Here is an 18,942-nt window from a genome sequence, read left to right as displayed (position 1 = left end):
AGATGGAATGTCAACGCAGACACTGGAACAACTGCTCGCTGATTATCTCCGTGATGTCACTGTTAGTGCTTCATCCGTGCGCGAAGCCGATGCGGCTTCGCCCGCCCAATCAGTACTGATTGTGCTCGACGACGATCCAACGGGGACCCAGTCAGTTGCCGACCTCCCGGTCCTCACGGCGTGGGAGGAACCCGATCTGCGATGGGCTCTTTCGACTGGCGCTCCCGCTGTGTACGTCATGACGAATTCCCGCTCACTTTCTGCGCGGGACGCGGAGAAGATTAACCGCGATGTCGTTCGCGCTGCCCTTGATGCTGCCAAGGAATTGGACCGACGAGTGACCTTCGTGTCGCGTTCCGATTCGACGCTGCGGGGACACTTCCCGCTTGAGCCGAACGTCTTAGCGGAAGAGGTCGAAGCCGCTACGCACGAGGAAATTGACGGAATCCTCATCGTGCCGGCGTTTGGCGACGCAGGGCGGATCACCGTTGGTGGTGTCCACTACGCAGGATCTGCTGCCGATGGCTTCGTTCCGGTCGGAGAAACGGAGTTCGCTAAGGACGCGACCTTTGGTTACCGCAACTCTCGCCTCGTGGACTGGGTTGAAGAGAAGACGGATGGCGAAATTTTGGCTGCAGACGTCATCGCGATCCCACTAAGCGTTCTGCGCGCTGATCGCGACGAGACAGTCCGGCTTTTGAGGTCTGCATCTTCTCGGCAGCCAATCGTCGTGGATATCGTGACCGAAGATGATTTGCGCCTGTTGTCTTTGGCGTTGATCGAAGCAGAAAGTGCCGGCTCCCGCTACATCTACCGGGTTGGGCCGCCGTTCGTTCGCGCTCGCATCGGTCAAGAGGTTCACGCTCCCTTGACGGAGGCGGAGATCGAAGCTGCTCGTGGTGGGCGCGAACCATCTCCCCACGGTCTCGTCGTCGTTGGCTCTCACGTCGGATTGACGACGCGCCAGTTGAACACGCTCCGCGACGCACGCTCGCTGATTGAACTCGAAATTGACGTTGCGAAGGTTCTAGGGCCCGACCGAGATGAGCATCTCGGCGCGTTAGTGGACGAGGCAGTGGCGGGTCTGTCCACAGACACGGTCGTCGTGCGGACGTCGCGGCTCCTGGTGACAGGCGCTGATGCTGACGACAGCCTCAGCATCTCGCGGCAAGTCTCTGCCGCGGTTGTCGACGTCGTCCAGGGCATTGTCGCCCAAACCGCGCCAAGATTCGTCATCGCCAAGGGAGGAATTACCTCCTCAGACGTTGCGTCGAAGGGCCTCGGTATCCGTCGCGCTTTCGTTGTTGGCCCCATGCTTCCCGGGATCGTCTCTATGTGGTCCGGCCAGGACGGCCGTGCCGAAGGAGTTCCCTACATCGTGTTCGCCGGAAATGTCGGGGACGAGTCCTCGCTCGCGACCGTCGTCGACACCCTCAGTCTCTAATCCCACCTATCTAGGAGTTTTTCATGACCACCATCGCAGTACTAGGACTGGGCGCAATGGGGTTGCCCATGGCGCAGACCTTCGCTCAATCATTCGAGGTGCGGGGATATGACATCTCGCAGGAACGCCTCGGTCTCGCCGCAGCTGCCGGAGTCACGACGACTGACTCCGCGCGGGAGGCGGCCCGCGGTTCTGATGTCGTCTTGTTGGCAGTTCGCAACCGGGCTCAGCTCGAAGATGCGCTCATCGGCACGGACGGAATCCTGGAGGTCATGGAGCCAGGATCCGCTCTCATTCTCACCTCGACGGTTGGAGGTGACGCCATTGACTGGGTTGATCCGCTGCTTCAGGAAGCTGGGATCCACTTGGTTGACGCACCAGTATCTGGCGGCCCGGTTCGTGCCGGCAATGGCGATCTCCTCGTCGTCGTGGGTGCTCGACCGGAAGCATGGGCAGCGGCCAAGCCAGTGCTCGACGCGATGAGTTCAACACTGGTTCTCGTCGGGGATGAGCCCGGCAAGGGACAAGCAATGAAGACGGTTAACCAGCTGCTGTGTGGTGTCCATATCGCCGCTGCCGGGGAGGCTCTTGCTCTCGCTCGGGCTCTTGGGCTCGACACTCACCAGGCGCTCGATGCCCTCATGGCGGGGGCAGCGGCCTCCTTCATGTTGGGGGACCGAGGCACTCGCATGCTGCAGGCCTACGATGAGGAGCCAGTTGAGGTGAAGTCCCGACTCGACATCTTCGTCAAGGACATGGGAATCGTCACCACGGCAGCGAAGAATGCCGGACTCGCAGTCCCAACGGCTGCTGCTGCCGAGCAGGAATACCTGCTGGGTGTCGCACACGGCATGGGGGCGATGGACGATTCCTCGATCATCCGTGTCGTCGCTCCGGAAACCAACCACTAATCGACCTCATCAATCTAAGGAATAGCCATGTCGGGATCGTTACTCTTACTCGTATTTTTAGCGTCAATTGCCCTGCTCTTTGTATTAATCATTGCCTTTAAGTGGCAGCCTTTCCTGGCCTTGATCGTGGCGACACTCGCGGTCGGCCTCGCCACAATGCTCCCGTTTGATGAAGTTATTTCAACGATGACCGGCGGATTTGGTACCTCATTAGCGGGTGTCGGTATTCTCATTGGTCTCGGAGTCATGTTTGGTCAACTTCTCGGTTCCGCGGGAGCAATCCAGAAAATTGCCCAAGCGATGCTCAAAGTAACGGGCGTGAAGGGTGCCCCTGCTGCAGTTGCGGTGACGGGTTCCCTTGTGTCGATTCCCGTATTTTTTGATGCCGCATTCATCATTTTGGTGAACCTCATTCGGAATGTCTCTCGCTCCGCGAAGATCTCGATGATGACCCTGACAACCGCTTTGGCAGTTGGTCTTATTACGACTCATGGACTCGTCCCGCCGACACCTGGGCCAATCATCGTTGCATATAACGTCAATGTGCCCCTTGGGGTTTTCCTTGGATATGCGATCATCGTTGCAATTCCTGCCGTTATTGTTGCGGCTATTTTCTACGCACAATGGATTGGACGTGGGCAAGCGGTATACGGCGAAGGGAGCGAGGAAGAGGTCGTCGCAGGTGGCGACAGCGTGGCTTCTCGTGGATCCCAACAGGTAGCAACAAAACCTGAAATCTCGACGACGCGTTCCTTTGTCCTTCTGTTGCTTCCGATTGTCATCATCCTTGTTGGCTCGCTGATGACCATGCTTCCCTTCGACAACGGAGTGACGCGATTCCTCGCATTCCTCGGAGACCCCAATATTGGTCTGCTCATCGGTGTGGTTGTCACCTGGATCGGTGTCCGCCCGTACCTCACCGAGGATCCGAACGAGTTGTTCACGCAAGCTATCGCCGATGGCGGACTTGTGATTCTCATTAGTGGCGCTGGTGGTGGCTACGGAGCGATACTCAACGCGAGTGGTGTCGGTGAGTATCTCGTGGAGCTCATGAAGGGCTGGAACATGCCGATCATTCTCTTGGCCTTCCTGTTCGCACAGATCCTTCGTGCAGCTTTGGGTAACACTACTCTGGCATTGATCACGGCTTCCACGGTCCTCGGTCCGCTTGCTTCCGGTCTCGATGTCTCGCCACTATTGCTCGGCTTGGCGATCTGCGCTGGAGGCATTGGCCTGTCACTTCCCAACGACTCGGGATTCTGGGTTGTCAACCGCTTCTCCGGACTGACCGTGCCGGAAACCCTCAAAACGTGGACCGCTGGCGGCACCCTGGCAGGGCTTACGGCTCTCGCAATGATTTTCGTTTTGAGTCTCTTCTCTGGCGTCCTGCCAGGTATGTAGATTTGTCTAGGAGACGATGATGTTTTTCAAGAGTATTAGTGAGATTTCCCATCTGATCCGCACGCGTAAGCTCTCCGTTGTCGAATTAACGCAGGGAATTCTTGATCGTATTGATTCGATGGATTCGGAGTTTCATTCCTACATATTCGTCGATCATGAAGGTGCTCTATCGGTAGCACAGAAACTTCAGGCTGAGATAGAACGCGGACAATGGCGGGGACCCCTGCACGGGATCCCGGTGGCTGTCAAGGATATTTACAGCATCGCTGGCCAGCCGTTCGAATTAGGAATGCCGAGTCGGGTCGGGAAAGTCGCTGAATCCACGGCAACCGTCGTCACGCGTCTCGAGCAAGCAGGCGCCATTGTTGTGGGGCGCCTCAATCTCACGGAAGGAGTCTACTCCGAGCACATCCCGCCGTTTACGACGCCGAAAAACCCGTGGGCAAAGGATCGGTGGGTCGGATCCTCGTCGAGTGGAAGTGGCGTCGCTACAGCGGCAGGCTTGGCCTTCGGCACACTCGCATCCGATACTGGTGGCTCGATTCGTATTCCCGCATCATGCAACGGAGTGACAGGCCTGAAACCTACATGGGGACGGTGTAGTCGCAGTGGGGTGTGGGACTTTGCGGCGACGCTTGACCATGTTGGCCCTATGGCGCGCAGCGCTATCGACACGGGATTGATGCTTGAAGCAATCGCCGGCTACGACGCAGCGGATCCAACATCTCTAAGTGCCTCAGTCCCACAGTTTTCCTCAATTAGGCCAGGCGGACTACAGGGGACGACGATCGGTATCGATCTCGAATGGGGACTTCAGGGGGTCACGGCAGCCACGCAGCAAGCACTGTTCGATGCCATTGATGTCTTTGCGGAGCTTGGTGCTGAGATCGTCCCGATTGAGTTCCCTGATCCAACAGTGATTATCGACGACTGGTTCAAGGTATGCGGAGTGCAAGCCGCCCATGTGACTCACGATTGGTTTAAGGACCATCGTGAGTCGTATGGGGGGGCGCTCACGGAGCTGCTAGATCTTGGGCTTTCGGTTTCGGCCTTCGAGTACCAAGATCTGATCCGACGACGTTTGGAATTCACAGGCAAGGTGAAGCACGCTATCGAAACAGTCGATGCACTTCTAATCCCCGGACTCCCTTTTGAAGCTCCGCTAGCTAGTGACATGGTCGACATGGACGAGCAGAAGATTTCGGATATCCATCGATTCACCGTGCCCTTTACTATGAGCCAGCTTCCAACGATCACGATGCCTGGCGGTTTTTCGGAGGAGGGACTTCCGGTATCGGTTCAGCTGGTTGGCGGTTCTCTCAGTGAGGCAACGTTGGTCCAGCTCGGTGCAAGCTATCAAGGCGTGACTGATTGGCATCGCCGTACGCCTCCCTGCTAAGCGGGCACTCGTGTCCTTAGCGGATATACGAAGCGCGGCGTCCCAGCTCGGGGACGCCGCGCTTTTGCGTCTTAGCGGTTAACGGAGCGCGCCTTGCGGTCCTCGGCGCTCAGCGATCCGCCGGCCGCTGCCAGCTCCCGCGCCTCTTCGAACTCCGCGAGAATTTCCGGATTCTCGGTGTACGTCGCGTTCGAGACGAAGTAGGCGACGAGCCCCGCGAACAGGAAGCCCGGCAGGATTTCGTACAGGTCGAAGATGCCGCCCGACAGATACTTGCCCCACACGACGACGGTGACGGCGCCAACGATCATGCCGGCGAGCGCACCCTGGTAGGTCAGCTTGCGCCAGAACAGGGCGAGTAGAATGATCGGCCCGAAGGCGGCGCCGAAGCCGGCCCACGCGAAGCCCACGAGGTCGAGGATCGAGGAGCCCGGATCCCATGCGAGCAGCGCCGCGATGACGGCGGTCGCGAGCACGGCGATGCGGCCATAGAGAACCATGCGCTTTTCGGTGAGCTGGCGCGAGGACTTAGAAAACACCTTGTAGATGTCCTCCACCAGCGCCGAGGACGTCACGAGCAGCTGCGAGGAGATCGTCGACATGATCGCCGCGAGCACGGCCGCGAGCAGGAAGCCGGAAATCATCGGGTGGAACAGGATGCGCGACAGTGCGATGAACACCGTCTCCGGGTCGGCGAGCTCCTCGCCCTGGCCGGCGAAGAAGCCGAGACCGACGATCGCCACGAGCGCGGTGCCGACGACCGAGATGATCATCCAGCCGATGCCGATGCGGCGCCCGGCCTTCGCGTCGTGGGCGGTACGCAGCGCCATGAACCGCACGATAATGTGCGGCTGGCCGAAGTAGCCGAGGCCCCACGCGAGGTTGGAGACGACGGCGATGACCGTCGTGCCCGTCAGCATCGACCACAGCAGGGGGTTGACCTCGGCGGCCTTGTTGAACAGATCGCCCGCGCCGCCGTCGTATTCGGCGACGGCAACGATCGGGATCATGACGAGGGCGGTCACCATCATGAGGGCCTGGACGAGGTCGGTCCAGCTCACGGCGAGGAAGCCGCCGATGAGGGTGTAGAGCACGACGATGCCGGCGACGAGAACCATGCCGAGGTGGTAGTCCATCCCGAAGGACGAATCGAAGAACTTGCCGCCCGCGACCATGCCGGAAGAGACGTAGAAGGTGAAGAAGACGAAGATGATGATGCCCGAAACGATCCTCAGCATGCGCGTCTTATCGCGCAGGCGGTTATCGAGGAAGGACGGCACCGTGATCGAGTTGCGCGCCACCTCGGTATAGGTGCGCAGGCGCGGCGCGACGAACACCCAGTTGAGGTAGGCGCCAATCGTCAGGCCGATCGCGATCCAGAAGCTCACGAGGCCTTGCGAGTAGATCGCGCCCGGCAGGCCCATGAGCAGCCAGCCGGACATGTCGGAGGCGCCCGCGGACAGGGCCGCGACGGCCGGCGGCAGCTTGCGCCCAGCGAGCATGTAATCGTCGAGATCATCGGTGCGCTGGTAGGCCCATAGCCCGATGATGATCATCCCGACGAAGTAGATGATCAGGGCTATGGCTTGCGCTGTCGTTTCAGACATGGAACCGCCTTCGCAGAAATCGAAAACCGGCTAGGGGATGCCGGGTTGGCCTTGAGCCTACCGAGTTTTTCTGCACCTGTGGGCGATGTTGCCATTCCGCAACATACGGGTTAGGCATGAAGTATGACTCGCGTCCCGCTCTCCATCCTTGACCTCGCTCCCGTCTCCGCGGGTATGACCCGCGCCGAGGCGCTCGCGGCCAGCCGCCAGCTGGCAATCACGGCCGACTGCGGTGGCTATCAGCGCTACTGGATGGCAGAGCATCACTCCTCGGAGACGTTCCTATCGTCTGCGACGTCACTCCTGCTCGGTCACCTTGCGGAGCACACCTCGCGCATCCGCCTCGGGGCCGGCGGCGTCATGCTTCCCAATCACGCGCCGCTCATGGTCGCGGAATACTACGGGACGCTCGCAACGCTCTACGGCGATCGCTTCGACCTCGGGCTCGGGCGCGCGCCGGGCACCGGGCCCGCCACCGCGCGGGCGTTGCGACGCGGCGGGGCCGAACTGCGCGATTTTGCCGCCGACGTTTCCGAGCTCGCCCAGTATCTCGGGCACGCTCGGGGCGATGAGGACGCCGCAGCCGCGCAGGCGCGCTATGTGAACCCGGCCCTCGATCGTGTACGCGCAATCCCGGGCGATGACACGCGCGTTCCGCTGTGGATGCTCGGCTCCTCGACGGGCGGTGCCCAGGTTGCGGCCGCCCTCGGCCTACCGTTCTCCTTCGCCTCGCACTTCGCGCCCGCCCAGATGCGCGACGCGATCGAGATTTACCGCCGCTACTTCAACGCCGATGCGCCGACCGCCCAGGTTCCAGCGCCCTACGTCATGGCCGGCGTCAACGTGCTCGTCGCCCCAAGCGATGAGGAGGCTGCCTTCCTCTATACCTCCGCGATCCAGCTGCAGGCCGCGATCCGTACCGGCCGGCTCGGGCCCATCCAACCGCCCGTGCACGATCTCAACGACGTCCTCGATCCGCGACTGACCAATCTGTTGACGCAATCCCGCTCGATCGCCGCGGTCGGATCGCCCGCCACCGTCGTGTCATACCTGGAGGACTTCGTCGCCGACTATGACCTCGACGAACTCATCACCGCCACCTACACCTTCGACCCTGCGCTGCGCATCCGCTCCTACGAGATGCTCGACGAGGCATGGCAGAGCTGACGCGGGCGACGCCCGCCGATCTTTCGCGCGATCCGGTCGCGCTCGCGCCGCGGTTGCTCGGCGGGGTGTTTCGCGTTGCCGACGTGGCGGTGCGGCTCACGGAGGTCGAGGCCTACTGCGGCCTGGCCGACCCGGGCTCGCATGCCTACCGGCGGATCACGCCGCGCACCCGCGTCATGGCGGGCGAACCCGGGCATTATTTACGTCTATTTTTCTTACGGGATGCATCACGCCGTGAACATCGTCGCGCACGAGGCGGGCGACGTCGGGGCGATTTTGCTGCGGGCGGGCGAGATCGTCGAGGGGATCGAGGTGGCCCGCGCGCGCCGGATCGAGCTGCGCCTCGCCCGCACTGCGCGCTCATCCCGGCCCGCCCGCACGCCTCGGGATGCCGGCACGTCTGGCCCGCTTATCCCCGACGCGCAGCTCGCGCGCGGTCCGGGCAATCTCGCGGCGGCGCTCGGCCTGACCCGCGCCGACGATGGCGCACCGCTGAGCAATCGATACGAACTCTGGCTGCCGACGCAGCCCCTTGATGCGTATGTCGCGACGGGTCGCACGGGCGTTGCGGGGCCGGGCGGCGAGGCGGAGCGCTATCCCTGGCGGTTCGCGCTCAAGGGCGATCCGACGGTCTCTGCCTACCGCCCTGCTGCGCGAAGAACTCCTCGGCAGTGATACTGGCGGTAGTGCGTCGACTCGCCGCGATACTGCGCGTCTTGTCCGCGGCCGGGGACGAGCAGACGCTTAAGTGCGCGCAGCCTCGTCCTCCCGACGGCTCGCCGGCAGCGCAAACGACGCCGCCACGCCGATCAGCAGGATGCCCGCGCCGATCCCGACGGTCAGCCGCGCGGCGTCGATGAGCGAATCGGCAGCGGCCTTGCCGGCCTCGGGCGAGCGCTGCGAAATCGCCGGAATGGCGGCGCCGACGGAGTCGTGCACGGCCGTGGAGACCTGCTCCACCTGCGCCGGCGGCACGCCCGCATCGGTCAGCCGCTGCTCGGTGTGCGTCGTGAGCTGGCCGATCATGAGCCCGCCCAGCACCGCGATGCCCATCGCCGAGCCGAGCTGCCGAATCGTCGTCTGCAGCCCGGAGGCCATGCCGGATTTCTCGACGGGCACGTCCTGCATCGTCGTATCGGTCAGCTGCGCGTTCGCAAGGCCGACGCCCACCCCGTAACTGAACAGCGCGATCGCCATGACGAGCGCGGACGCCGGCGTCGCGAGCGCCAACGCGCCAACGGCCGCGGCCTCGATGATGAGCCCGACGCGAATGACGGCCGTCTTGCCCCAGGACTTCACGAGGTGGGGGACCAGCCCCGAGGCCACGAACGTGCCGGCCGCGAGCGCCATCATGAGCCAGCCGGTGCCGAGCGTGTCGTAGCCGAGCGCGCCCTGCAGCAGCAGCGGCAGCACGAACAGCAGCCCGAATTCGCCGAGCGAGACGAGGAACGCCGTGCTCACCCCGAGGCTGAAGGTGCGCACCCGAAACAGCGCCAGGTGCACGAGGACGGGCTTGCCCGCCCGATCGCGCCGATATTCGACGACGACGAAGACTGCGAGCAGCACAAGGCCCGCGATGAGGGTGGGCGTGATGGGCGAGAGCGCGCCGTCGGCGCCGCGCCACCAGCCGAAGCTGGATGCCTCGATGAGGGCGAAGACGATGGCGCCCATCGCGAGCGAGGCGAGGATGACGCCGAGGACGTCGAACGACGCCTGGGAGCGCTCATCGCGCGTGTTCGGCGCGAAGGCGAGCAGCCCGGCGAGCGCGAGCAGGCCGAAGGGGATGTTGAGCCAGAACGCCCAGCGCCACGTCACCTCGGTCGCGAGCCAGCCGCCGACGAGGGGGCCGACGGCCGCCATGCCACCGATCATCGAGCCGTAGACGGCGAAGGCGATGGAGCGGTCCTTGCCGCGGAACATGGCATTGATGCTGGACAGCGTCGCGGGCAGGACGCAGGCGGCGCCGATGCCCTGGATCGTGCGGGCCGCGATGAGGAAGCCGGGCCCGTTCGCGCTGCCGGCCGCGAGCGAGGCGGCCATGAAGATGGCGAGGCCGACGGCGGCCATGGTGCGCCGCCCGAACACATCGCCCGCGCGCCCCGCGGTGATGATGAGCGAGGCAAAGACGAGCGAGTAGATCGCGTTGACCCACTGCGCGTCCGAGCTGGTCAAGGCCAGGTCACGAATGACGACGGGCAGCGCGACGTTAGCGATGGTCGCGTCCATAATGACGAGCGCGACGCCCAGCGCAATCGCCGCGAGCGCCCACCAACGTTTGTCCATCGCCGTCTCCTTCTTATCGACATACTGACGATAACATTTTGACGCCCTGTCAGAAAAGATGCGCGCTGACGGCTTAGAATGCGATATACCCAACTCGAGGAGGCAACGTGCCGAAGATTGAGGCGTCGACGGTCGCCGAGCATCGTGCGATGCGCGAAGAGCAGGTCTTGCAAGCGGCCGCTGACCTCCTAATCGAGGGCGGCCCGCAGGCGCTGACCCCCGCCGCCGTCGCCAAGCGCGCCACCATCTCCCGCACGGCCGTCTACCACTACTACCCCTCCAGCGCCGATCTGCTCATCGGCGCCCTCGAGCACCTCATGGCGCAAACCGTGCACGACCTCGAGGCCGCCATCGCCGAGGCCGGCCCCGGCCCGATGGCGCAGATCGAAGCCTACGTGCGCACCTCGCTCGCCTCGGCCGCCACCGGCTATTGCGCGGGCCTCGTCGATTCCAGCGCCATCCCCGAATCCCATCGCGACGAGCTGCGCGAGTGGCACGAACGCCTCCTCGCGCCGCTGCGCGCCATCGCCCAGGATTGCAAGGCGCCCGATGCCACCCTCGCCGCCCAGCTCGTCCAGGGCATGATCGATGCCGCCGCCCGCGCCGTCGTCGACGGAGCGGACCTTGCCGAGGTGACGGAAACAACGCTCGTGCTGCTGCGCGCCGCGCTCGGGCGCCCCCACGCCATGGCCTAAGGCCCCAGGCTGCGGCCGCACCCGGCGGGCATAATGGACGCGATACCGCTACAAGGAGTCCACTCGTGCCGACGCTATCCGAGCTACTCGCGCCCTACCCCGCCGCCCCCGCCGTCACCGCCCGCGACGTTCAGCACGCGCGCACCGGCCGCACCCGCCAACTCGTCGTCCTCGATGATCACGCCTCCGGCACGCAATCCATCGCGAATCTCCCGGTGACAACCGCGTGGTCGGTGGAGGACCTGCGCTGGGCCCTTGCCACCGGCGCCCCCGGCATCCACGTCATGACCGGCACACGCGCAATGAGCGCCGCCGAGACGGAGGACCGCGATTTCGACGTCACCCGCGCCGCCCTCGCCGCCGCCGCCGAGCTCGGCGTCGACATCGACTTCGCGCTGCGCTCCGATTCGACGCTGCGCGGGCACTACCCGCTAGAGACCGACGTCGTCGCCTCCTGCCTTGCCGCCGACGCCGGCCACGAGATCGACGCCCTCATCATCTGCCCCGCATTTCCCGACGCGGGCCGCATCACCGTCGACTCCACTCACTACGTGCGCGGCGAGGGCGAGCTCTACCATCCCGTCGCCGCCACCGAGTTTGCCGACGATCCCGTCTTCGGCTTTGATACCTCCTCCATTCCGGAGTGGATCGAGCAGCGCACGGGCGGGCGCATCACCGAGGTCGTGCGCATCACGCTCGCCGAACTGCGCTCCGGCGCCGCGCCCGAGCTGCTGCTGCGGGCCTCCGGCGGCATCCCCGTTGTTGTCGACGCGGTATGCGAGGAGGATCTGCGCCAACTCGCGCTCGCGCTGTATGCGGCCGAGGAGCGCGGCCGGCGCTTCCTGTTCCGCGTCGCGCCGCAGTTCATCCGCGCCTATCTCGGCCAGGACACCCCGCCGCCGCTGCGCGCCTCCGACGTCGAGGCGCTGCGCGAGGGCGGCAAGGCCGAGGGCGCCAAGCACGGGCTCGTCATCGTCGGCAAGGCGAGCGGGCTGACCTACCGCCAGCTGCGGGCGCTGCGGCGCCGACGCGGGCTGCGCGAGGTCGAGATCAAGCTCCCGGCGCTCATCGATCAGCGGCGCGCCATGCATATCGACGAGGTCATCGCGCGCGCCGCCCAGGCCGATGAGCACGTCGTCTTGCGGTTCTCGCGCGAGGGCTCCTCGGGCGATGCCGACTACTCGCTCGATGAGCGCATTGCCTCGGGCCTGCTCGCGATCGTGCGCGGGATCGTGGCGGCCCGGCCGCTGCGCTTCGTGGTTTCGCGCGGCGGCGCCATTGCCACGACGGTCGCCCGCGCCCTCGGCGTGCGCCGCGCCTGGGTGCGCGGCCCGCTGCTGCCGGGCGCGGTCTCGCTGTGGCAGGCGGAATCCGGCCCAGCGGAAGGCGTCCCCTTCGCGGTGTACGCGGGTTCGATCGGCGACGACGAGTCCCTCGCCGACGTCGTCGACATCGCCGCGAACGTCCCCATCCCGCCCCGCCCGGCCCCGTTCGTCGCCCCGACGAGCACGCCGCTCGCCCCCGGCAGCGCATCGCCCGGCAGCGCCACATCGGACCAGATCGCCGCATCGCCGGATAAGCACCTTGCCGTCATTGGCCTCGGCGCCACCGGCCTGCCGATCGCCGCCTGCCTCGCGGAACGCTTTTCCGTCGTCGGCTATGACGTGGACCCGGCCCGCATCGAACTCGCGCGCCCCCACGGCGTGACAACGGCCCTATCCGGCAGCGAGGCCGTCGACGGCGCGAGCCTCGTCCTGCTCAACCTGCGAGACGCCGAGCAGGTGACCCGCGCGCTATTTGATGACGCCCTCGTCGAGCATTTGCCCGCGGGCGCCATCGTTGTGCTGTGCTCCACCATCGGCGTCGCCGAGGCCCGCGAGCTCGCCGAACGTCTCGCTGAGCGCCAAATCCACCTCCTGGATGCGCCCGTCTCGGGTGGGCCGGATCGCGCCCGTCGCGGCGAGCTGCTCATCGCGGTGGGCGCCGAGGCCGCCACCCTCGCCGCCGCGCACGAGGTGCTCGACGCCCTCGCCGCCCGGATCGTGCACGTCGGAACCGCGCCGGGCGATGGCCAGGCCATGAAGATCGTCAACCAGCTGCTGGCGGGCGTCCAGGTCCTCGCCACGGCGGAGTCTCTCTCGCTGGCAAGCGCCCTCGGGCTGGAGCGCGAGGCCGTCGTCGATTTCCTCGCCCTTGCCGATACGGCCTCGTTCGTGACGACGGAGCGCGCCGAGCGGATGGCGGGCGGTGCGCGCGTGCACAACCCGCTGGCCGTCATGACGAAGGACCTCGGGATCGTCGCGGCAACGGCCTACCATGCGGGCGTCGGGGCGCCGCTTGCGGGCCTCGCCGAGCAGATGTTCCTCCTTGCCAGCCGCGCCGGCCTCGGCGAGGCCGACGATTCCGCCATCATTAACCTCCTGGAGCCCGAGCTATGATGTGGCCTGCACACGAGATCGCGGCGGGGGACTACCGCGCCACGGTGAGCGGCGTAGGTGGATCGCTCGCCTCGCTGACCTACCGCGGCGAGGACCTCATCGTCCCGTTCACGAGCGAGCAAATCCGGCCCTACTATCGCGGCGCGCTGCTCGCGCCCTGGCCCAACCGCGTCATCGACGGCCGCTACCGCTTTGGCGGCGTCGAGCACCAGCTCGCGATCACCGAGCCGGAGCGCGGCCACGCGCTGCACGGCCTCGCGTGCTGGAGCCCGTTTACCGTCGTCGAGCATGAAGTGGACGCGCTGAGCCTCGTCGCGGAAATTCCCGCGCAGGACGGCTACCCGCACCAGGTGCTGCTCGAGGCGACGTACCGGTTGAGCGATGCCGGGCTGGACGTCGTGCTAACGGCGTATGCGATGGCGGGGCCGACGCCGATCGGCCTCGGCTTCCACCCGTATCTGACGGTGGGCGGCGCGCGCGTGGATGACCTCACGGCGCGCATTCCCTACGCAACGCTCTACCCGAGCGTGGGCGAACGCATGCTGCCGGGCGAGCTCACGCCGCTCGATGGTGGGCCGGCCGACCTGCGCGAGGCGCGCTCGCTCGCGGGCGTCAGCCTCGATACCGCCTACACGGACCCGCTCGATGGCGTCATCGAGCTGCGCGATGCGCGCGACGGGCACGGGGTGCGCCTTATCACCGAGGCGCCCTGGCTGCAGGTCTTTACCTCCGACCGGCCGGGGCCGGACAACCGCGACGGTGTGGCGATCGAGCCGATGACGTGCGCGCCCGGCGCCTTCAACGCCCTAGCATCGGGCGATCTGGCGCCGGACGTGTTGCAGGCGCGCGAGCACCTCAGCCTGGCCTGCTCGATTTCGGCGATCTAGCCGAGGCGCGCGCTCGGCGCGGCGGCGAACATCGCCTCGATATCGTCCGCATAGCTCCCGTCGACGCGCTCCTCCCCGGAGGCCGCCACGTAGGCGCGCAAGAACCGCTCAAGCGCGGGCCCGATCGCCCGCTCATCGCGCGGCTGCAGCGCCCGCCCGCCGAGGGCGAGCAGCAGCATGTGATCGACGCGTGGCTGATCGGGCGCGACCCGCGGCATGACGAACGGCAGCTCGATGCGCCGGGCGCCCAGCCGCTGATAGAACCGCAGTCGCGCCGCGGGGTCCCCCGTCGCCGCCGATCCCGCGTGATAGGCCGGATCCTCCACCTCGCCAAGAACGAGCAGCGGATCGAAGCGCTCCTGCCACTCGGCAAGCGCCGCGCGCACCAGCGCGCTTCCCACGCCCTGCCCGCGCCCCGCCGGCCCGACGGCGAGCCATGTCAGCAGCATGACGTCATCGCTCGGGCGCGTCCCGATCGCCACCCCGCGCCGCCGCTCATCAGCGACAACAGCAAGATCGCCCCGCGCAAAGGCCGCCACCAGCTCATCGGCCGGCAGCACCTCGCTCGCCGGGAACGCCGGCAGCACGATATCGTGCACGAGCGCCTCGAACTCGGAAATCCTCATAGGACGATCCTACGGCTACAGTGAAGGTACGCGATCACAAAGGAGTCGACATGGATCTCGGCATTAGTTCTCGCAGCGCGCTGGTTGCCGCCTCCACCTCGGGATTGGGGCGCGCCATCGCGACGGCGCTCGCCGATGAGGGCGTGCGCGTCGTCATTAATGGGCGGCACAACGTGGAGGAGGTCGTCGCAGAGATTCGCGAACGCGGCGGTGATGCCGTCGGAATTGCGGCTGATTTGACTGAGCCGGGGGCGATCGAGGAGCTCGTCAAACGCGCCCGCGCCGCCGTCGGCGATATCGATATTCTCGTCCTGAACGGTGGTGGGCCGCCGCCCGCGCCCGCCTATGCCGTCGACGACGATGGCGTGAGCGCCGCGATCGATTCGCTGCTGCGCCCGCACGTCGAGCTCATCCGCCGCCTGCTGCCGGGCATGCGGGAGCGACGCTGGGGCCGCATCCTTGCCGTGGGCTCGTCGGGCATTCAGGCGCCGCTGCCGGATCTGGCGCTGTCAAACCTCGGGCGCGGGGCGCTCGCGGGTTACCTCAAGACGCTCGCCGCCGAGGTCGCGCCCGACGGCGTGACCGTGAACCTCCTGCTGCCCGGGCGCATCGATACCGAGCGCGTGAAGTCCCTCGATGCCGCGAGCGCTGAGCGCCAGGGGCGCGACGCCGAGCAGGTGCGCGCCGATGTCATCTCGACGATCCCCGCGGGCCGCTATGGCGATCCGAGCGAGTTCGGCGCCGCGGGCGCCTTCCTGTGCTCGGGCCCGGCCGCCTACATCACGGGGACGGCGCTGCGCGTGGACGGCGGGGCGGTGCAGTCGCTATGAGTCTCGCGCAGCGGGAACGCCAAGCCCTCGTGGCGCTGCTCGCGCAGGTGGGCGCTGATGCGCCGACGCTGTGCGAGGGCTGGACGACGGGCGACCTGGCCGCGCACCTGTTCGTGCGGGAGAACCGGCCGCGCGCGCTGATCAGCGGCTTTGAGTCCGAGATGGCGCGCGTGCGAGCCGAGCTCAGCTACCCGGAGCTGCTTGCACGGATCGCTGCCGGGCCGCCGGCGCTGCTGCAGCGCGCCGATGCGGCGATGAATACGATCGAGTTCTTCGTCCACCACGAGGATGTGCGCCGCCCCCGCGGTGATGGGCCGCGCGCGCTCAGCCAGGCCGATCGCGATGAGCTCGCGCGGCGCCTCGGCCCGATGACGCTGGCCGCGGGCGCCGATCTGCCCACCTATGTCACCGCCACGGATACTGCCGTCACGTACCAGCTGCGCGGCGGCCGCGGCGAGATCGCCCGCCACGTGCGCGGGCCCATCAGCGAGATTGTGCTCTTTACCCTCGGCCGTAGTGCCGTCGTCGACGAGGAATTGCGTCCCCTGCCATGAACAAGAAAAAACTCATCACGTTAGCGGCGACGGCGGGCCCGGCCGTCGCGAAGGTCGTGCGCGACTATGGGCCGCAGCTGATGCGCTACCTGGAGTCGCACCCGGACATGCTCAATCAGGTCCAGCGTGCCGTGGGTCGCGTCGCGAGCACCAAGGGGTCCAGCGAGGAAACGTTGCATGCTCGCATCGCCGCGCTGCGCGAGCAGGTGCGCTACCTCATCGCCTCCAGCGATTCGCACGGCGAGGCCGCCACCGCGAAGGACTTCTCGCGGCGCCTGGACGGCATCGAAGCCTCGGTGCGGATGCTGCCCGTCATGACGCCCAAACAGCGCCGCAAGTCCCAGCGCCGCATCGCGGACGCGCTGGATCAGCAGGCCGCGCTCATCGTCGAGCGCTTCATCGATGAACGCATCGACGACGCCCGATGATGCATGCCCTCGTCCGCCGTCCGCGCTACGGACTCGAGCAGTGGGAGACCTACGTCGACGCGCTCAAGGAGTCCGGCTGGGAGACGATCGAGATCGGCCGGGGCAATCCGAGCGTGGAGCGCCACGCCGTAGCCTACGCCGAGACGCTGCTGATTGATCACGACTGCGAGTTCGTGGCGCCGCGCGCGATGCGGGTGGTGCGGCTGTCCGCGGGTGCGCGGCTGCACGGCGGGGACGTGCTGAAGTTCGGGGGCCGCGTCTGGGTGGGCCTGGGGGCGGATACGAATGCGGCGGGCGCTGCGGAGCTCGCGGGCCAGCTCGCGGGCTATGGCGTGCGGGTGACGACCGTGCCGGTTGCGAGCCATCTCAAGGAGGTCCTCACGGCGCTGCCCGACGGGACGCTCATCGGTCATGGGCTGGAGCTGGATGAGCCCTACCTGCAGGTGCCGGAGCCGAGCGGCGCGAGCGTCGTACTGCTGGGCGGCAATCGGGTGATGCTTGCCGCGTCGGCGCCCGCGACGGCCGAGCTGCTGCGCTCGCGCGGGTTTGACGTCCTGACGGTGGACCTCTCGGCGTTCGCGACGGGCCCGACGAGCCTATCGATCCGACTGCGCGGCGACTGCTAGCTCGGCCTCACCGAGGATCTCGCCGGGGCGGAAGCCACGCGGAATGGCGAAGACGGCCGAGCCGATCGGCGTCGTCCACTGATTGAGCAGATCCAGCTCGGCGAGCTGCGCCTGCAGCGGCAGGTACTGATGCTCCAGATCGGCCTGAAACGCGATGAAGACGAGGCCGACGTTGGAGATTTGGCCCGCGCGCGGCAGGTCGACGTAGTTATAGGGCCGACGCAGGATGCGCTGGGAGCCGTCATCGGTGCGGGCGCGGCGAATGTGGGCGGCGACATCAATCACGGGGAAGCCGATCGAGTTCTTCGCCGCCATATCCGGCTCGTCGAACTCCTTCTCGCCGGTGAGCGGCGCGCCCGTGGACTGGCGGCGCCCGAGGACGATATCGCGCGCGGGCAGATCGAGCTCGTCCCACGTATCGAGGTTCATGTGGATGCGGCGCACGACCATGGACGAGGTGCCGTCGTCGCGGAAGATGAGGTTGGGCTCCTCCGCGGGATCAGGGTTGCGCGTGCCGTCGAGCTGCCCGAAGTGATTGCGCATCGTTGCGGTCGTGACGCCGGGCGCGTTGCGCGAGCCGTATTGGCTCCAGCGCGGCGTGGCGTAGACGGTGGCTTCCTTTGCCATGACGCGTGCGGCGTGCGCCGTCGTGATCGGGTCGTTTGAGCAGACCTGCAGCGCGATATCGCCGCCGACGAAGGCCTCATCGAGCTGGTCGATCGGATAGGGCGGGAGCTGCTTGAGCCAGCTGGGGCGGCGCAGGCCGAGTTTGTCGTAAAAGCCGGGGCCAAAGCCCACGGTGATGGTGAGCGATGCGGGCAGCTGGGCGAGTTCGGGTTCCGTGTCGGTGATCGTTGGCTCGCCCGTTGTGAGGCGCTCGATGTCTTCCGTCCACAGGCGCAGCAGGCGGCGGGCGCCCTCAACGTCCGTGCCCTCGGTGAGGTCGAAGGCGGTGAGGGCGAGGAAGCCCTGCGGCGGGGTGGCGATGCCTGCTTGATGGGCGCCGTGGCAGCTGATCCGTGCCCGCCCGACGTCCTCCGGCGCGATGGCTTCGAGCGTGCCAAGGCCCCACATCGCGGCGGCGCCGAGTGCGGCGCCGCCTGCCCCAAGGAGTACTTCGCGACGACTAGTGGTCATCGTCTTCGCCGTGAACGCCGTATTCCTCCTGAGCGCCCGCGAACGTGCGCGCCGGCGCCGTGAAGGAGAATTCCTCGCCGCCCTCCGTCGTGATTCGCACCGTGACGTCCTGCCCGGGAGCGATCGGCTCCTTGAGCATCATGAGCATGAGGTGGTCGCCGCCAGGCTTGAGCTCCTTCTTGTCGCCCGCCTTGATGACGAAGCCGTCCTTCATCTCCTGCATCATCATTTTGCCGTCCTTATCGACGGTTTCATGCAGCTCGGACTTGTCGGCGACGTCGGAGGAGACGCCCGTGACGTGAATATCCTTATCCGTCGTGTTGTGCAGGAAGCCGAAGGCCGCCGTCATTTTCTCGTCGGTGGCCTTCACCCACATCTCCTCGAACGTGATCGCTGCCTGGGTGGCGGCCTGCGTGGTGGTCTCGGATGCAGGCGTCGTCGAATTGCATCCGGACAGCAGGAGGGCGAGGGCGGCGGCGGGGGCGAGAATCAGTCGAGCGCAGCGCATG

Annotated in this window: 18 protein-coding genes and 1 pseudogene; 14 read left to right on the top strand and 5 right to left on the bottom strand. The window is 66.2% G+C overall.

What is annotated here, in order from left to right:
* The first annotated feature begins 7 nt into the window (after positions 1 to 7).
* The 4 genes from BLU67_RS03995 to BLU67_RS03980 are packed head-to-tail and all read left to right on the top strand — an operon-like array spanning position 8 to position 5,155.
* A complete protein-coding gene (locus BLU67_RS03995; protein WP_092562499.1) occupies positions 8 to 1,444 on the top strand; it encodes a four-carbon acid sugar kinase family protein in 1,437 nt (478 codons plus the stop codon).
* Positions 1,445 to 1,467: 23 nt separating this feature from the next.
* Complete coding sequence (locus BLU67_RS03990; RefSeq protein ID WP_092562496.1) at positions 1,468 to 2,355, top strand: NAD(P)-dependent oxidoreductase; 888 nt, start codon at positions 1,468 to 1,470, stop codon at positions 2,353 to 2,355.
* A 27-nt stretch (positions 2,356 to 2,382) separates the two neighbouring features.
* On the top strand, positions 2,383 to 3,756 hold the full coding sequence (locus tag BLU67_RS03985) for a GntP family permease (protein ID WP_092562493.1): 1,374 nt from the start codon (positions 2,383 to 2,385) through the stop codon (positions 3,754 to 3,756).
* 16 nt (positions 3,757 to 3,772) lie between these two features.
* Entirely contained in the window at positions 3,773 to 5,155 is a 1,383-nt protein-coding gene (locus tag BLU67_RS03980; RefSeq protein ID WP_092562490.1) for an amidase, read from the top strand.
* Positions 5,156 to 5,226: 71 nt separating this feature from the next.
* Here the strand turns inward: BLU67_RS03980 and putP are convergent, their stop codons facing one another.
* Entirely contained in the window at positions 5,227 to 6,762 is a 1,536-nt protein-coding gene (gene putP, locus BLU67_RS03975) for a sodium/proline symporter PutP (RefSeq protein WP_092562487.1), read from the bottom strand.
* 123 nt (positions 6,763 to 6,885) lie between these two features.
* On the opposite strand from putP, the gene BLU67_RS03970 reads away from it, so the two are divergent.
* From BLU67_RS03970 to BLU67_RS03965, 3 genes and pseudogenes are all read left to right on the top strand, one after another.
* A complete protein-coding gene (locus BLU67_RS03970) occupies positions 6,886 to 7,929 on the top strand; it encodes an LLM class flavin-dependent oxidoreductase (RefSeq protein WP_092562484.1) in 1,044 nt (347 codons plus the stop codon).
* Positions 7,917 to 8,069, top strand: a pseudogene (locus tag BLU67_RS12510) (DNA-3-methyladenine glycosylase); the annotation flags it as partial. The gene BLU67_RS03970 and the pseudogene BLU67_RS12510, both read left to right, overlap by 13 nt.
* A 1-nt stretch (position 8,070) precedes the next feature.
* A complete protein-coding gene (locus BLU67_RS03965; protein ID WP_261977019.1) occupies positions 8,071 to 8,604 on the top strand; it encodes a DNA-3-methyladenine glycosylase in 534 nt (177 codons plus the stop codon).
* 69 nt (positions 8,605 to 8,673) lie between these two features.
* Here BLU67_RS03965 and BLU67_RS03960 read toward each other — a convergent pair whose 3' ends face one another.
* Positions 8,674 to 10,212 (bottom strand): MFS transporter, encoded by a 1,539-nt coding sequence (locus BLU67_RS03960; RefSeq protein ID WP_092562481.1) that lies wholly within the window; start codon positions 10,210 to 10,212, stop codon positions 8,674 to 8,676.
* A 107-nt stretch (positions 10,213 to 10,319) separates the two neighbouring features.
* Between BLU67_RS03960 and BLU67_RS03955 the strand changes: the two genes are divergently transcribed.
* The 3 genes from BLU67_RS03955 to BLU67_RS03945 all read left to right on the top strand — a co-directional run bounded on the left by BLU67_RS03955 (position 10,320) and on the right by BLU67_RS03945 (position 14,232).
* Positions 10,320 to 10,907 (top strand): TetR/AcrR family transcriptional regulator, encoded by a 588-nt coding sequence (locus tag BLU67_RS03955; RefSeq protein WP_092562478.1) that lies wholly within the window; start codon positions 10,320 to 10,322, stop codon positions 10,905 to 10,907.
* Between the two features lie 65 nt (positions 10,908 to 10,972).
* Entirely contained in the window at positions 10,973 to 13,345 is a 2,373-nt protein-coding gene (locus BLU67_RS03950) for a four-carbon acid sugar kinase family protein (RefSeq protein WP_176780688.1), read from the top strand.
* Complete coding sequence (locus tag BLU67_RS03945; protein WP_092562472.1) at positions 13,342 to 14,232, top strand: aldose epimerase family protein; 891 nt, start codon at positions 13,342 to 13,344, stop codon at positions 14,230 to 14,232. Before BLU67_RS03950 ends, BLU67_RS03945 begins: the two co-directional genes overlap by 4 nt.
* Here the strand turns inward: BLU67_RS03945 and BLU67_RS03940 are convergent.
* Positions 14,229 to 14,858: a GNAT family N-acetyltransferase gene (locus BLU67_RS03940; protein WP_092562469.1), complete on the bottom strand. Its 630-nt coding sequence runs from the start codon at positions 14,856 to 14,858 to the stop codon at positions 14,229 to 14,231. The genes BLU67_RS03945 and BLU67_RS03940 overlap by 4 nt on opposite strands.
* A 50-nt stretch (positions 14,859 to 14,908) precedes the next feature.
* Here BLU67_RS03940 and BLU67_RS03935 point away from each other — a divergent pair, with 50 nt between their 5' ends.
* Genes BLU67_RS03935 through BLU67_RS03920 form a run of 4 tightly spaced genes read left to right on the top strand, consistent with a single transcriptional unit; the run spans position 14,909 to position 17,296 of the window.
* Positions 14,909 to 15,688 (top strand): SDR family oxidoreductase, encoded by a 780-nt coding sequence (locus tag BLU67_RS03935; RefSeq protein WP_092562466.1) that lies wholly within the window; start codon positions 14,909 to 14,911, stop codon positions 15,686 to 15,688.
* A complete protein-coding gene (locus tag BLU67_RS03930) occupies positions 15,685 to 16,242 on the top strand; it encodes a TIGR03085 family metal-binding protein (RefSeq protein ID WP_092562462.1) in 558 nt (185 codons plus the stop codon). Before BLU67_RS03935 ends, BLU67_RS03930 begins: the two co-directional genes overlap by 4 nt.
* Positions 16,239 to 16,670 carry a DUF6474 family protein gene (locus BLU67_RS03925; protein WP_092562459.1) on the top strand — a complete coding sequence of 144 codons (432 nt, stop codon included), beginning with the start codon at positions 16,239 to 16,241 and terminating at the stop codon, positions 16,668 to 16,670. Before BLU67_RS03930 ends, BLU67_RS03925 begins: the two co-directional genes overlap by 4 nt.
* Entirely contained in the window at positions 16,667 to 17,296 is a 630-nt protein-coding gene (locus BLU67_RS03920) for a hypothetical protein (protein ID WP_092562456.1), read from the top strand. The genes BLU67_RS03925 and BLU67_RS03920 overlap by 4 nt, the downstream gene beginning before the upstream one ends.
* Here the strand turns inward: BLU67_RS03920 and BLU67_RS03915 are convergent.
* Together BLU67_RS03915 and BLU67_RS03910 are read right to left on the bottom strand one after the other, a co-directional pair.
* The gene (locus BLU67_RS03915) at positions 17,267 to 18,433 is read right to left on the bottom strand and encodes a Dyp-type peroxidase (RefSeq protein WP_092562453.1); all 1,167 of its coding nucleotides are present in this window, start codon (positions 18,431 to 18,433) and stop codon (positions 17,267 to 17,269) included. The two genes, BLU67_RS03920 and BLU67_RS03915, sit on opposite strands and share 30 nt — an antisense overlap.
* Positions 18,423 to 18,941 (bottom strand): copper chaperone PCu(A)C, encoded by a 519-nt coding sequence (locus BLU67_RS03910; protein WP_092562451.1) that lies wholly within the window; start codon positions 18,939 to 18,941, stop codon positions 18,423 to 18,425. Before BLU67_RS03910 ends, BLU67_RS03915 begins: the two co-directional genes overlap by 11 nt.
* Position 18,942: the final 1 nt, after the last annotated feature.

This window comes from Bowdeniella nasicola (assembly GCF_900107735.1).
GTDB classification, from domain to species: domain Bacteria; phylum Actinomycetota; class Actinomycetes; order Actinomycetales; family Actinomycetaceae; genus Bowdeniella; species Bowdeniella massiliensis.
The sequence above is the reverse complement of the archived record's forward strand: the minus strand, read 5'-3'. Positions and strand labels throughout refer to the sequence as shown.